Origin of the sequence: Cesiribacter sp. SM1 (assembly GCF_020178975.1) — a bacterium.
Classification (GTDB): Bacteria; Bacteroidota; Bacteroidia; order Cytophagales; family Cyclobacteriaceae; genus Cesiribacter.
Genome location: NZ_JAHXBU010000094.1, coordinates 39,654 through 53,671 on the forward strand (window position 1 = coordinate 39,654; position 14,018 = coordinate 53,671).

Annotated in this window: 12 protein-coding genes; 9 read left to right on the forward strand and 3 right to left on the reverse strand. The window is 47.5% G+C overall.

Annotation, left to right across the window (positions count from 1 at the left end):
- Positions 1 to 3: 3 nt before the first annotated feature.
- From KWJ01_RS24405 to KWJ01_RS24445, 9 genes are all read left to right on the forward strand, one after another.
- Entirely contained in the window at positions 4 to 1,035 is a 1,032-nt protein-coding gene (locus KWJ01_RS24405; RefSeq protein WP_224999752.1) for a rod shape-determining protein, read from the forward strand.
- Between the two features lie 7 nt (positions 1,036 to 1,042).
- Positions 1,043 to 1,873, forward strand: a complete 831-nt coding sequence (gene mreC, locus KWJ01_RS24410; protein WP_224999753.1) for a rod shape-determining protein MreC — start codon at positions 1,043 to 1,045, stop codon at positions 1,871 to 1,873.
- Between the two features lie 2 nt (positions 1,874 to 1,875).
- Positions 1,876 to 2,391: a Rod shape-determining protein MreD gene (locus KWJ01_RS24415; protein ID WP_224999754.1), complete on the forward strand. Its 516-nt coding sequence runs from the start codon at positions 1,876 to 1,878 to the stop codon at positions 2,389 to 2,391.
- Positions 2,388 to 4,196: a penicillin-binding protein 2 gene (mrdA, locus tag KWJ01_RS24420; RefSeq protein WP_224999755.1), complete on the forward strand. Its 1,809-nt coding sequence runs from the start codon at positions 2,388 to 2,390 to the stop codon at positions 4,194 to 4,196. The genes KWJ01_RS24415 and mrdA overlap by 4 nt, the downstream gene beginning before the upstream one ends.
- A gap of 17 nt (positions 4,197 to 4,213) precedes the next feature.
- Complete coding sequence (gene rodA, locus KWJ01_RS24425; protein WP_224999756.1) at positions 4,214 to 5,482, forward strand: rod shape-determining protein RodA; 1,269 nt, start codon at positions 4,214 to 4,216, stop codon at positions 5,480 to 5,482.
- 167 nt (positions 5,483 to 5,649) lie between these two features.
- Positions 5,650 to 7,551, forward strand: coding sequence for a DNA mismatch repair protein MutS (locus KWJ01_RS24430; RefSeq protein WP_224999757.1), 1,902 nt, complete (start codon positions 5,650 to 5,652; stop codon positions 7,549 to 7,551).
- A gap of 25 nt (positions 7,552 to 7,576) precedes the next feature.
- A complete protein-coding gene (locus tag KWJ01_RS24435) occupies positions 7,577 to 8,677 on the forward strand; it encodes an anhydro-N-acetylmuramic acid kinase (protein ID WP_224999758.1) in 1,101 nt (366 codons plus the stop codon).
- A 25-nt stretch (positions 8,678 to 8,702) separates the two neighbouring features.
- A complete protein-coding gene (locus KWJ01_RS24440; protein WP_224999759.1) occupies positions 8,703 to 9,929 on the forward strand; it encodes a Glu/Leu/Phe/Val dehydrogenase dimerization domain-containing protein in 1,227 nt (408 codons plus the stop codon).
- 245 nt (positions 9,930 to 10,174) lie between these two features.
- Complete coding sequence (locus KWJ01_RS24445) at positions 10,175 to 11,695, forward strand: sodium:proton antiporter (RefSeq protein WP_224999760.1); 1,521 nt, start codon at positions 10,175 to 10,177, stop codon at positions 11,693 to 11,695.
- Between the two features lie 114 nt (positions 11,696 to 11,809).
- Here the strand turns inward: KWJ01_RS24445 and KWJ01_RS24450 are convergent, their stop codons facing one another.
- The 3 genes from KWJ01_RS24450 to KWJ01_RS24460 are packed head-to-tail and all read right to left on the reverse strand — an operon-like array spanning position 11,810 to position 14,003.
- A complete protein-coding gene (locus tag KWJ01_RS24450; protein WP_224999761.1) occupies positions 11,810 to 12,442 on the reverse strand; it encodes a porin family protein in 633 nt (210 codons plus the stop codon).
- Between the two features lie 20 nt (positions 12,443 to 12,462).
- Positions 12,463 to 13,377, reverse strand: coding sequence for an LD-carboxypeptidase (locus tag KWJ01_RS28405; RefSeq protein WP_224999762.1), 915 nt, complete (start codon positions 13,375 to 13,377; stop codon positions 12,463 to 12,465).
- Positions 13,378 to 13,436: 59 nt separating this feature from the next.
- The gene (locus KWJ01_RS24460) at positions 13,437 to 14,003 is read right to left on the reverse strand and encodes an OmpH family outer membrane protein (RefSeq protein WP_224999763.1); all 567 of its coding nucleotides are present in this window, start codon (positions 14,001 to 14,003) and stop codon (positions 13,437 to 13,439) included.
- Positions 14,004 to 14,018 lie beyond the last annotated feature (15 nt).

The following is a 14,018-nucleotide window of genomic DNA, read 5'->3' on the forward strand; positions in this document are numbered from 1 at the left end:
CCAATGGGCATTTTCGACATATTTTCGAACGACGTTGCAATAGACCTTGGAACAGCAAATACGCTGGTAATCCACAAAGATAAGATCGTGGTAGATGAGCCATCTATCATCGCCAAAGACCGCAATACAAACCAGGTTTTGGCAATAGGCAGGCTGGCCATGCAGATGCACGAGAAAACGCATGAAAACATCAAGACGATACGCCCGCTCAAAGACGGTGTTATCGCCGACTTCTCCGCTGCAGAAGAAATGATTCGGGGAATGATCAAGATGATTGATGAGAAAAGCGGCAGCCGCTTTTTCCCTAAATCATACCGCATGGTCATCTGTATTCCATCTGGCATTACCGAAGTAGAAAAACGTGCTGTACGTGACTCTGCCCAGCACGCACATGCAAAAGAGGTATACATGATCCATGAGCCGCTGGCTGCTGCCATTGGTATTGGTATTGATATTGAGCAGCCCATGGGCTCTATGATTGTAGATATTGGAGGTGGTACAACCGAAATTGCTGTGATAGCCCTTTCAGGTATTGTTGCCGACCAGTCTATTCGCGTAGCCGGAGATACGTTTAACCGCGATATCCTCGACTATATGCGCCGCCAGCACAACCTGCTGATTGGCGAGCGCTCTGCCGAGAAGGTAAAGATTGCAGTTGGTTCCGCCCTTACAGAGCTGGATAACCCGCCGGAAGATTATGAAATCCGCGGCCGCGACCTGATGACTGGTATTCCCAAGATCATCAAAGTAACCTATTCCGAAATTGCTTTTGCACTGGATAAGTCCATTTCCAAAATTGAAGAAGCTGTACTGAAGGCGCTGGAGATCTCGCCCCCTGAGCTTTCTGCCGATATTTACGACAATGGTATTCACTTAACAGGTGGTGGTGCACTACTTCGCGGCCTCGACAAACGCCTGGCCATGAAAACCAAGCTGCCTATTCACGTGGCGGATGATCCGTTAAGGGCAGTAGTACGAGGCACAGGTATAGCCATGAAAAACCTGGATGCTTTCAAGTCAGTACTGATGACCTAAAAGTCTGATGAATACACTCTTTCAGTTTCTGTACAAATACAGGGCTTTAGCGTTGCTTATTGTGTTGGAGTTGGTTTGCGCCTGGCTGATTGTGCAGAATAACCGGTACCAAAGTGCCGCTTTCTTTAATTCAGCTAATACGGTTGCTGCCTCTGTTACCCAAACTTCCAACGAAGTAAGCAGCTACCTATACCTGAAGGAAACCAACGAAAGTCTTGCTGAAGAAAACGCACGTCTGCAGCAGGAGCTTCGTCAAATGCAGCAGCAGCTGGCGCTGCCTTCCATGCGCGCTGCCATTCCGCCTGAAGTGGAACAACAGTATACTTTCCAGGCAGCCCAGGTGATCAACAACAGCATTCATAACTCCAAGAACTACGTTACCATTAACAAAGGGCGTGTTGATGGAGTGGAACCTGGCATGGGCATCATTGGGCCTTCAGGAGTGGTAGGCAGGATAAGATCTGCCTCTGACCATTATGCCGTAGCAATCTCACTGCTGCACACCAACATGCTGGTATCTGCCGTGGTGAGCTCTACAGAAGCATTTGGTTCAGTAAAATGGGATGCCCGCAGCCCGCAGCAGGCTACGCTGGATTACATTGCCCGCCACCAGTCGGTTAGTGTAGGCGATTCTGTCTTCACATCAAGCTACAACTCCGTATTCCCTCCGGGTATTCCCATTGGCATTATTTCAGAAGTTAAACTTCCTGAAAACGCCACTTATTACGATATCAAAATTGATCTCGCTACTGATTTCTCCAGCCTCTCCTATGTATATGTTATTCGTAACAGGCTGGTACAGGAGCGCGATTCGCTGGAAAGCATAAGTATAAATTAAGCATGCCCATTGTAGCGCAGGTCTTTTATTTTGTGATCTACCTGATCCTGCAGGTAGTATTGGTACAGCAAATGGTGCTCTTTGATGTGGCATTCTGTTTTCTGTACCTGGGCTTTTTGCTGATGCTGCCTTTTGAATCTGGTGTTATCCGCCTGATGCTGATGGGCCTGCTCATGGGCCTGTGTGTCGATATTTTTTATAACAGCCTTGGAATTCATGCGGCGGCATCTGTGTTCATTATGTACATTAGACCACATGTGGTAAGCCTGATCTCCCCGCGTGGAGGGTACGAAGCCTGGATGACACCAAAACTGAAGATTATGGGGTTTGAGTGGTTTTCGCTCTATAGCGTAATACTCATTTTCCTACACCACCTGGTGCTTTTCTTTGTAGAAGCAGGTGGTTTTAGCAACTTCTTCTATACACTACTGAAAGTGCTGGCAAGTACAGCTTTTACCTATGTGGTAATAGTAATTATTCAGTACCTCTTCTATTCATCATCGCGCAGAAGCTTATGAACGATAGCAGGAAATTCATAATTGGTGCCGTTTTTCTGCTCGTCGCCTTTATTTATTTGTTACAACTGTTTGCCCTGCAGGTAGTCAACAGCGACTATAAGACCCTGTCTGAGGCCAATATTATAAAACGTGTAGAGGAATATCCCTACCGGGGCACTATCTACGACCGTAAAGGGCGTTTGATTGTGTACAACAAGCCTGTATACGACCTGATGGTGGTAACCAAAGAAGCGAAGCTTCCAGATACCACCCGCTTTTGCAATGTTTTAGGCATTACCAGGCAGCAGTTCGACGAGAGAATGCAGGCGCTTCGCCTGGAGCATGGCTATTCTCCGGTTAAGCCTTCGGTTTTTATGAAATCTATGTCTGCCGAGGCTTTTGCCCATATACAGGATCACCTGGTAGATTATCCCGGCTTCTCTATTTCCCCCAGAACAGTACGCTCTTATCCTTATAGTGTAATGTCTAATGCACTGGGTTATATTGCTGAAATTGATAAAGGCAAATTAGAGAGAGATACCAGTGGATATTATAAACGCGGCGACCAGATAGGTATCAGCGGCGTTGAATCTAAATACGAGCCTTATTTGCGTGGCAAGAGGGGCGTTCGCCTCAAAACAGTTAACGTAAGGGGTGTTGTAAAAGGTGATTATAAAGATGGCGAGCTGGACATTCTATCGGTAGCAGGTAAAAATCTGGTGTCTACCATAGACCTGGACCTTCAGCAGTATGCCGAAAAACTAATGGCTGGCAAGGTTGGCAGTGTTGTAGCCATTGAGCCTGCAACGGGTGAAATCCTGGCTATTGTATCTGCTCCAACCTATGATCCGAACCTGCTAACAGGTGGTGATTTTGGAAAGAACTTCTCCATGCTGCAAAAAGACAGCCTGGTGCCTCTTTTCAACAGACCTATTATGGCACAGTACCCTCCGGGTTCTATGTTCAAAATGGTACAGGCGCTGGTAGCCCTGCAGGAGGGTGTTATTACAACCGAAACCCGCCATCAGTGCAACAGGGCTTTAATTGGTTGCCACGGCCCCCACTCAAATGAAGACCTTAGAGGTGCCATTGTTGTATCCTGTAATCCATATTTCTACCAGACCTTCAGGAAAATTATTAACCAGGAGAAATCTCCAAATACTTTTGTAGACTCCAAGATTGGCCTGAACCTGTGGGCAGACTATATGCACCGTTTTGGCCTGGGCGTAAAGCTGGGTATCGATATGCCTGGCGAAAAAGCGGGTAATGTTCCTTTGCCGGCTTATTACGACCGGGTGTACAGGGGCCAGTGGAAATTCTCCACTATCTTCTCACTGGCCATTGGCCAGGGCGAGCTGGGTGTTTCTCCGCTGCAAATGGCAAACCTGGCAGCAATTATTGCTAACCGCGGCCACTATTATACCCCTCACCTGGTAAAAAGCATAGGTGAAAACGGCGATAAACTGCCAGAGTATAAGAAGCGGAACGAAACCGGCGTTGATCCCCAGCACTTCCAGACTGTGGTAGATGCCATGGAAGATGTGGTAATGTATGGTACTGGTCAGTACAGGGCTAAAATTCCGGGTCTGGAGGTATGTGGTAAAACCTCTACCGTTCAAAACCCACATGGCGAAGACCACTCTGGTTTTATGGCCTTTGCACCAAAAAATGATCCTAAAATAGCCGTAGCCGTGTATGTAGAGAATGCCGGCCAGGGTGCCCGTGCAGCCGCTGCCATTGCCAGCCTTGTGGTTGAAAAATATACGCTGGGCGAAATTAAGCGCACGCAAATTGAAGAGTATGCTTTAAAAGGTAAGTTCTATTAAAGCTAAAAAAGCTAGAGGTGAAAAAACACGATAATTTTGCTATAAAAATAGACTGGCTGCTGGTAGTGCTGTATGCAGTTGTGGTGCTGTTGGGGTGGCTGAATATTTATGCTGCTGTTTACGACGAATCCAGCGGGCTAAGCATTTTCAATCCTGAGACCAACTCTGGTAAGCAGTTTATCTGGATAGGGATTTCTGTTGTATTTATTGTACTGATCCTGTTAATGGATTATAACATCTTTACAATATTCCCCTATTTCTTTTATGGCCTGGCCATTGCCATGCTGGTGGCAACACTCATTTTTGCCAGGGAAGTAAATGGTGCGCGGGCCTGGCTGGAGTTTGGTCCTATTAAGTTCCAGGCCTCTGAGCTGGCTAAGCTGGCAACCGCCCTTACCCTTGCCAAATACATCAACGACTATAATGTAAAGTTCAATAAGCTAAAGACCTATTTCATATCCTTTGGCCTGCTGGTGGTGCCAATTGCCTTTATTGCACTTCAGCCAGACCCTGGTACCATCTTGGTGTTTTCGTCTTTCCTGATTGCTTTTTACCGCGAGGGCATGAACCCGGCACTCATCATCATAGGCATTATTGCCGTTGCCTTTTTCCTGCTCACGCTGCTGGTTCCTAAAATGCTGATCATCATAGGCGTGTTCTTAACAGGCTTCCTGGTCATTGGTCTGGCTGCAAAAACTGTTCAGAGGGCTTTCCTGGTATTTATGTCGATGTTCATCATCACTGGGTTTGTTTTCAGTGTTGATAAAATCATGACCGACGTTCTGAAACCTCACCAGCAGAACCGTATCAAAGTACTATTTAACCCTAACCTCGACCCGCAGGGCGTAGGCTGGAACGTTACGCAATCAAAGATTGCCATTGGCTCAGGCGGTTTATTGGGTAAAGGTTTCCTGGAAGGTACCCAAACCAAGTACGACTTTGTGCCTGAGCAAAGCACAGACTTTATTTTCTGTACCATTGCCGAGGAGCATGGCTGGATAGGCAGCTTTATTCTGGTAGTGATTTACATGGCCATCCTGCTCCGCATTATCATGATTTCAGAGCGGCAGAAATTCAGGTTTACCCGGGTGTATGGCTATTTTGTGGCAGGTATTTTGTTCTTCCACTTTATGATCAATATGGGCATGACCATTGGTCTGTTTCCTGTAATTGGTATTCCGCTGCCTTTCTTTAGCTACGGTGGCTCCTCTCTGCTCTCTTTTACGGTGCTGTTGTTCGTGCTCATCAAGCTGGATGCCCACCGAAACCAGATAATAACCAGATAGAAAAAAACAGGTGTAGATTTAGTAAAGCTGTTCTTCTAAAGAGCAGCTTTTTTTTATTTTGGCACCATTACCGGAGCGCGTAACGGCTTAAGTTTAGCGCTATTCCCGCAACTCAATACTGTTATTGGAGTTACTTTTTTGTAATCTTGTGTACAGCCAGCTAAATTATGACGCAACCCTCTCCTAAAGAAATATACCAGAACAACAGTAATCGTTACCAGGCAACTGCAGATCAGTTCAAAAAACAGGTACAGAAATGGGCAGTTGTCAGAATCGTTTTTTTTGTAATTGTGCTTGTGCTCCTGGTTTACCTGGCCAATGAGCGCCAGAGTGCCTGGGTAATTGCACTGCTCTTCGTAACCCCCTTCATTTTTGCTTTCCTGGTAAAAAAGCATCGAAAGTATAAAGAGCAGTGGGGCCTCAACCAGATTTTAGTAGACATTAACCGGCAGGAGCTACAGCGGCTTCAGCATAAGTTCGAGGGCATGCCTACCGGGCAGGAACATTATATGGCCCTCCATATCTACCATCCCGATCTTGATGTACTGGGCCGGCATTCTTTGTTTCAGCTCCTGAACCGCACAGCAACCCCTGGTGGAGAATCGATGCTTGCCTACTGGTTAAGCAAACCGGCACCTGCACAGGAAGTAAACGCCCGGCAGGAAGCAGTAAAAGAGCTTGCTCCGCTCCTGGACTGGCGACAGCAGTTTGCTGCCATGGGTTTATTTCATAAAAAGCCGCATGCAACCCTGGAGCCGCTGCAGCAGTGGCTGCAAAGCCCCAATGTGGTACTGCCCCGCAGCATGTACCGCATTGCATTTGCCACCCTGCCACCGCTCACGGTTTTGCTGATCCTGGCTTTTCTGTTCCTGGATATTTCCTTCTGGTGGATTATTGGCGCTGCTATTGTAAATGCACTGGTAGTGTTCCGCCTGGCACCTGTAGCCAAAGTTGCAGAAGAAGCAGCCTACAACAGCATAACCATACTTAAGGGTAGTGCGGGCATGTTTGAGCTGCTTGAAAACGGCAAATGGCAATCGGCTTACCTCCAGGAGCTGCAGCAGCAGTTTATGAAACAGGATGCTAAAGTATCGGGGCAGATCAGGGAGCTATCGAGGATTTTAGACGGACTGGAATCGCGCAGCAACGGGCTTTATATGGTGCTGAACACCCTGTTTCTACAAGACCTCTACTGGATGTTGCGGGCAGAGCGCTGGAAAGAACGTGTTAAAGCAGATATCGACACCTGGTTCGAAGCACTCTACGTCTGGGAGAGCCTGAACAGCATGGCTGGCCTGGCTTATTCAGAGCCGGACTGGACATTCCCGGAGGTTGTCACATCTGCTACTCATCTGTATGAGGCCAAAGAGCTTGGCCATCCGCTCCTGCCAAACGGCAGGGTAACCAATGATTTTGAGCTAAGTGGTAAAGGAGAAGTAGTATTAATTACCGGTTCAAACATGGCCGGAAAGAGCACCTTTTTAAGAACAGTAGGCATTAATGCTGTGCTGGCATTGGCAGGGGCACCTGTTTGTGCCAGGCAAATGCGCTTAAGCTGTATGCAGGTTTTTACCAGTATGCGCACCCAGGATTCACTTGCCGAGAATGTATCTTCCTTTTATGCCGAATTGCAGCGCATACGGCAGCTGCTTAGGCTGCTTAGGGCCAGTTCGGTGCAGGAAACCCTTACAGATATGCCAACACAGGAGCTGGCCCTGCCTCCGGATGCCAACCCCGAACTGCCGGTGCTCTTTTTACTGGATGAGATCCTGAAAGGCACCAATTCTGCCGACAGGCATAAAGGAGCCGCTTCGCTCATCAGGCAGCTGCAGGGACTCAATGCTTCCGGGCTTATTTCTACCCACGACCTAGACCTGGGACAGACGGCCAGTGGAGCGGGCCTGCGCAACTACAGCTTTAACAGCGAAGTAGTAGGACAGGAAATCCGCTTTAACTATAAACTGGAGCCAGGCTTGTGCAGTAGCTTCAATGCCAGTGCACTTATGGCCAAAATGGGTATAGACATAGACCTTGGGGGAGAAAAACCTCAAAAGACCGCCTCCAGATAGTCTCGATTTTTTTAGAACTAATGATATGATAAATACCTACACCCTTATTGGCGCCATGTCAGGCACATCTTTAGATGGGCTAGATTTGGCCTGCTGCCATTTCAGGCTGCTCGAAGGAAAATGGGAGTACTCTGTACTGGCATCCGAAACCATACCCTACGATGAGCACTGGCAGCAGCGCCTGGCAGACTTAATGCAGGCCGATGCGATTACTTTCATCAAAACAGATCGTGAGTTAGGCAAATGGATGGGTGAGCAGGTACGTATCTTTATGGACCAGCACCAAGTACAGCCACAGGCGCTGGCCTCTCATGGCCACACTGTTTTCCATAAACCCGAAGAAGGCTATACCGTGCAAATTGGCCATGGCTTTAATCTGATGCTTGCCAGTGGCCTGCCTGTTATCAATGATTTCAGGAGCCTGGATGTAGCCCTTGGCGGGCATGGCGCTCCCCTGGTACCCATAGGAGATGAGCTGCTCTTCAGCGATTTTACCTATTGCCTTAACCTGGGTGGCATTGCCAATATTTCTGCCCCTGGCAGCAGTGGAAGAATTGCCTATGATATTTGCCCGGCCAATGGTGTGCTCAATTACCTCTCCCGCAAGCTGGGCAAGCCTTATGACGAAGACGGCAGACTGGCTGAAAGCGGCAGCACCATAGAAGCATTGCTGCAGCAGCTGAACAAGCTGGCCTATTACAGTCAAAAGCCGCCAAAAAGCCTGGGATACGAATGGGTACAGGAGCATGTACTGCCGCTGTTGGCTGCCAGCAAAGCCTCTGTACCCGATCTGCTGGCAACCTTCTGTGAACATATTGCCGTACAAATTGCGCAATCGATTAAGTTATTGCAGCTAAAAGAAGCTCTAGACGGACAGAAGCGCTTGCTTGTAACGGGTGGAGGTGCCTTTAACCATCACCTGATCAGGCTTATACAGCATCATGTTGCTCCCCTGGGAGTTGAGGTGGTTATTCCCGATAAACAAACCATTGGATTTAAAGAAGCCATAATTTTTGCTTTTTTAGGAGCCCTGCGCCTGATGGGCGAACCCAACTGCCTGAGCAGTGTAACAGGCGCTGCCGCAGATAATTGCGGTGGGGTTATTTATGACAACATTCTACAATAATACAGGGCAACTGCCTACCTGAATAATGAAAGAACTACTCAAGAAATTCGAGAACAAACGACCAGAAATAGTATTTGAATGGAAAGACCCTGAAACCGAAGCCGAAGGCTGGGTGGTGATCAATTCTCTTAGAAATGGTGCCGCCGGCGGTGGCACCAGAATGCGCCCCGGCTTGGATCGCCACGAGGTAGAGTCGCTGGCCAAAACAATGGAGGTTAAGTTTACAGTATCTGGCCCTCCCATTGGCGGAGCAAAATCGGGCATAAATTTCGATCCGGCCGATCCGCGTAAGCAGGGCGTGCTGGAGCGCTGGTACAAAGCAGTAATTCCCCTGCTCAAAAGCTATTACGGTACCGGTGGCGATCTTAACGTAGATGAAATTCATGAGGTAATTCCCATCACTGAAGATTATGGCCTGTGGCACCCGCAGGAAGGGGTTGTTAATGGCCATTTTGCTGCCACCGAGCCACAGAAGATTCAGAAAATAGGCCAGCTACGGCAGGGGGTAAGTAAGGTGCTCGAAGATGTGAATTACAGCCCTGCCATTGAAAAAAAGTTCAGGGTTGCCGATATGATCACTGGCTGGGGTGTAGCCGAATCTGTACGCCATTATTACGATCTGTGGGGCGGTAAGCTGGAGGGCAAGCGGGCCATTATTCAGGGCTGGGGTAATGTAGGTGCAGCGGCAGCCTATTACCTGGCAAAATCAGGTGTGAAAATCGTAGGCATTATTGATCGGGTGGGCGGCCTTATAGAACCTAATGGATTTACTGAAGAAGAGGTGCGCCAGCTGCTGTTAAACAGAAACCGTAATATGCTGAATGCTCAAGGCATGCTGAGCTTTGAAGAAGTGAATCGCCGGATCTGGGATGTTCCTGCAGAAATTTTCATTCCGGCAGCTGCCTCGCGCCTGGTAAGCCGCGAACAGGTAGCACAAATGAAAAAAGGAGGTCTTGAAGTAGTTAGCTCAGGAGCCAATGTTCCCTTCAGGGATTCTGAAATCTTTTTTGGCCCTACCATGGAGTTTGCCGACGGGCAGGTATCAGTAATAGCAGATTTCATAGCAAACTGTGCCATGGCCCGGGTATTTGCCTATTTAATGAGCAGCGAGATAGAAATTACCGATGAGGCGCTGTTCCATGATACTTCTGATACCATCAGGCAGGCTTTGGTACAGGTACGTGAACTTACCCCCGGCACTACAGGTCTGTCTAAGGCTGCTTTTGAAATAGCACTGCAGCAATTGGTGTAATCTGTTAATCTTACAACTGTTTATTCACTGTTTAGACACTATATTTACTGTTAGTTACAGGCATGCCCAATAATTTTGGGCTCCTGTAATAAATATCAGAACAAAAAACTGCAGTATATGGACTGGAAATAAGGTAAATTCTTATTTTTAGCCATGAAAATTAACAGGTAAGTTTCTGAGTAGGCCAGCCTACCCATGCCCGCTATAGACAGGCTCCAACCTGATATTCGTCTGACTTTTTGTACATGAAGAAATATTTCCTAACCCTTTTTCTACTGATTTTTTCCATTATTGGTTTCAGTAGTAATAACTCTGCCCTGGCAATACAAGCAAGTGATTCTGTAGTTGTAGCACAATCTCATACCGATGAAGCAGCAGAAAATACTGCTGTTCATCTTGCCGAAGGTGAGGAAGCGCACCCTGTAACTTCTGCTCCTGCCTGGGCAGTTATTCCTTTTGTGGCTTTACTGCTCATGATTGCCACAGGACCACTTTTTTATGAGCATTTCTGGCATAAGCGTTATCCGCTGATAGCGATTGGACTGGCTTTGCTGGTGGTGTTCTATTACATCTTTTACCTGCTTAACGTTGCTTCCGTTATTCATGCCCTGGCAGAGTATGTGCAGTTTATCTCACTGCTGGCCGCTCTGTATATAGCCTCCGGGGGTATCATGATCAACATTGACAAGAAAGCCACCCCCATGGCCAATGTGGTGCTGTTGATAGCAGGAGCTGTTATTTCTAATCTTATTGGCACCACCGGTGCCTCTATGCTACTGATCAGGCCTTTCATCCGGCTCAATAAAACCAGGATCAAGGCTTACCATATTATCTTTTTTATTTTCGCGGTAAGTAACATCGGTGGCAGCTTAACGCCTATCGGTGATCCTCCGCTGTTCCTTGGCTTTCTGAAAGGGGTGCCATTTACCTGGACCCTCACACATAATTTTCTGCCATGGCTGCTTGCCCTCGCCATCCTGATCACAATCTTCTACATTATTGACAGGCGCAATAAGGAGAGTATGGACGATCTGGTAGGCGATGTTAGCTACACCAACCGTATCAGGCTGGTAGGCTTAAGGAATTTTGCCTGGCTTGCTGTAGTAATTGCAGCAGTGTTCATAGATCCAAAAATTTTCCCTGAGGTTGTACCTGGCATTCATTACCACGGCGAAACTTTCTCTTTTGTAAGGGAGGCCATCATGCTGTCTGTAGCATACCTCTCCTACCGCTTTGCAAGCAAGGAGGCCCATGCAGGCAATGATTTTAACTTCGAGCCAATTCGTGAAGTTGCCTTTATCTTTATTGGAATTTTTGGTACGATGATGCCTGCCCTGGAACTGGTAGGCTCCTTTGCCAAATCAGAAGCCGGGGCTGCTCTTATTACCCACAACACCCTGTACTGGGGAACAGGTTTGTTATCAGGCTTTTTAGATAATGCGCCTACTTATTTAAACTTTCTGGCTGCAGCCATGGCATCTAAAGGTGCCAGTTTAAGTAATCCCGGAGAGGTGGTTGCCTTCTCCCAGGGCCAGTACCCCGATAGTGTACTTGATCTGATGGCGATTTCTGTTGCAGCTGTTTTCTTTGGTGCCATGACCTATATCGGAAATGGTCCTAACTTTATGGTGAAATCGATCGCAGAACAGATTGGTATAAAAATGCCTTCGTTCTTTGGCTACATTATTCGCTTTTCCATTCCTGTTCTCCTGCCAATCCTGATCTTAATCTGGCTGGTGTTCTTTGCTTTTGCACCAACCGCCTAAGCATTCATTATTACTAAACAAATTTAGTAAGTACAGGAAGATAACGATAACATATTGCCCAACGCACATATATGTAAAGCAGAACTGCTAATGCGCATTGTGTATAGCTGAATCTTAAAAAACCAGGGCTCCGTATAGCTGCATTCCGTGCAGGCTTGCCCCTCCGAGATAGCTGCTGGCAATCTGTTTTTCCTCAAGCTTACGCAGGCTGTATGCATAGCGGGCACCAAAAGCCAGCGGGCTCATGTTTATTTCCAGGCCTGCATTAAGGCCGTAGTTCCATTTCTGCAGTTCGTTGGGTGTAAGCCTGGATACAGCCGGGTTGGTAGCCGAGCTTACATTATCATTCATGAGCAGGCCTATGTACGGGCCAGCCTGAATTTCAAAAATATCGTTAGCCCGATAGCTTAGCAGGATGGGGAGCTCTGCAAAATCAAAACTGTAGGTAGTTTCATAGGCCTGTCGTGCTCCATCGCCGGAGTAAGAGAGAGTTGCACTGTTGCTGTTGTACAGCAACTCTGGCTGCAGCCACCATTTATACATTAGCGGAAGCTTCATGGCTACGCCAGCCTGCCAGCCAATGCTAAACGAAGGCTGATAGCTGCTGCCGGTAAAGGAAGAATACAGCGCGCCACCTTTCAGCAAATAACTTTTAACTGCCTCAGGCCTTGTGTATGCACGATGAACCTGTGAATGCCCCAGTAAAGGAATGAGTACAAATAAGGTACTCCACAGCCATTTTTGCATAGCGATACTATAGAAAAGATTTAAGACATCGGAACGGGCTGGAACAACGCAGCACCTGAATCACTAACTTCCAGCACCACCCTGGCACCTACAGGTACAGCAAGGTTCAGTGGCTCATGTCCTATTTCAAAGCCAAATGCTACCGGATAAGAATAGGCTGCTACATGTTCCTGTATGATCTCATAGGCATCTTTGCCAAAGGGTACTGCATTATCGCGCATACCCGACATCTGCCCCACTACAAGGCCTGACAGGCGCTCTAAACGCCCGCTTCGTTTCAGGTGCACCATCATACGGTCTACGTGGTAGAGGTACTCATCAAGGTCTTCCATAAACAGAACAGCGCCATCATAGGAGGGCTCCGATGCCGTAGCAATCAGGTTGTTGAGCAGGGACAGGTTTCCACCCAGCAATATACCCGCTGCCTTCCCTGCCCTGTTAAGGGCATGAACGGGGGCCTTTATGGCTAAAGGTTCCCCAAGGAGCAGCTTTCGCAGGCTTTCTATACTTTGTGTTCTTCCGGGCTGCTCATCAAACCCTCCGGCCATAGTGCAGTGTATTCCCTGTACTCCCAGGCTACACAGGTGGCAAAGTATAGCCGTAACATCACTAAAGCCACAGAGCCACTTAGGTTGTTGCAAAAAGCGGTTCCAGTCCACACCATCGATGATGCGGGTAGTACCATAACCGCCCCTGGAGAAAAGAATAGCCCTGATGGAAGGGTCATTCAGCATTTGCTGAAACTCCTGCAGCCGTTGCTCATCTGTACCGGCAAACTGGTGATGCCTGGAGAATACATATTTACCCAGCACTACATTAAATCCCCAGCCTTCTAAAAGTGCTTTGGCCTTTAGTATGATTGCTTCCTCTGCCCAGCGGGCAGTGGAGGTTATAGCTATGGTATCTCCTGCTTGTAAATAAGGTGGATGTTGCACAATGCAAAATAAAAAACCCCGGACAAAAAGCCGGGGTTAAACTAGAAAGATTCTAATAATTATTTTTGTGCGTTAGCTGCTTCTTTAGGAGTTACTCCCATTTTTTTCAGCACAAGATTAGAAATATCCTGGCTTTCGTCAGCTACAAACAGCAGTGTTGGTACACCTGCTACTTCAGAGTTCAGAACGTGGCTATAGTTGTTTTCTTTGGCAACCACATCAATATTATTCTGAATTTTATCATAAGCTGGCGCTAACAGATCAGATTCTTTTTTCTGGATCAGGCTTTGGGCATCGCGCTGGCTTTGCTCAATTTTGCCCTGCAGCTCACGCAATTCTGTTTCTTTCTGCTGGCGAATTTCTGGCAGAAGTGTCTGGCCTGTTTTGTTGTATGCTTCCATCTTCTGCTGGAACTCCTGGTATTGAGTCTGCAGCTGAGTGGTTAGTTGTTTTTCATACTCAACCAGTTGCTTTTCTATCTGCTTATATTCGGGCATCTGGCTCAGAATATAGTTAACGCTGGCATATCCTATTTTAGTCGGTTTTGGTGTAGCTGCCGTTTGTGCCATGGCACCGAATCCTGTGAGCAGCAGCGCCAAAAGAGCTAATACAAATTTGTTTTTCATGCTATCGCGTATTTG

Bases quoted from the DNA above. Each gene is read 5' to 3' on its own strand.
- KWJ01_RS24405 (WP_224999752.1), top strand. From the start codon at position 4: ATGGGCATTTTCGACATATTTTCGAACGACGTTGCAATAGACCTTGGA.
- mreC (WP_224999753.1), top strand. From the start codon at position 1,043: ATGAATACACTCTTTCAGTTTCTGTACAAATACAGGGCTTTAGCGTTG.
- KWJ01_RS24415 (WP_224999754.1), top strand. From the start codon at position 1,876: ATGCCCATTGTAGCGCAGGTCTTTTATTTTGTGATCTACCTGATCCTG.
- mrdA (WP_224999755.1), top strand. From the start codon at position 2,388: ATGAACGATAGCAGGAAATTCATAATTGGTGCCGTTTTTCTGCTCGTC.
- KWJ01_RS24430 (WP_224999757.1), top strand. From the start codon at position 5,650: ATGACGCAACCCTCTCCTAAAGAAATATACCAGAACAACAGTAATCGT.
- KWJ01_RS24435 (WP_224999758.1), top strand. From the start codon at position 7,577: ATGATAAATACCTACACCCTTATTGGCGCCATGTCAGGCACATCTTTA.
- KWJ01_RS24440 (WP_224999759.1), top strand. From the start codon at position 8,703: ATGAAAGAACTACTCAAGAAATTCGAGAACAAACGACCAGAAATAGTA.
- KWJ01_RS24445 (WP_224999760.1), top strand. From the start codon at position 10,175: ATGAAGAAATATTTCCTAACCCTTTTTCTACTGATTTTTTCCATTATT.
- KWJ01_RS24450 (WP_224999761.1), bottom strand. From the start codon at position 12,442: ATGCAAAAATGGCTGTGGAGTACCTTATTTGTACTCATTCCTTTACTG.
- KWJ01_RS24460 (WP_224999763.1), bottom strand. From the start codon at position 14,003: ATGAAAAACAAATTTGTATTAGCTCTTTTGGCGCTGCTGCTCACAGGA.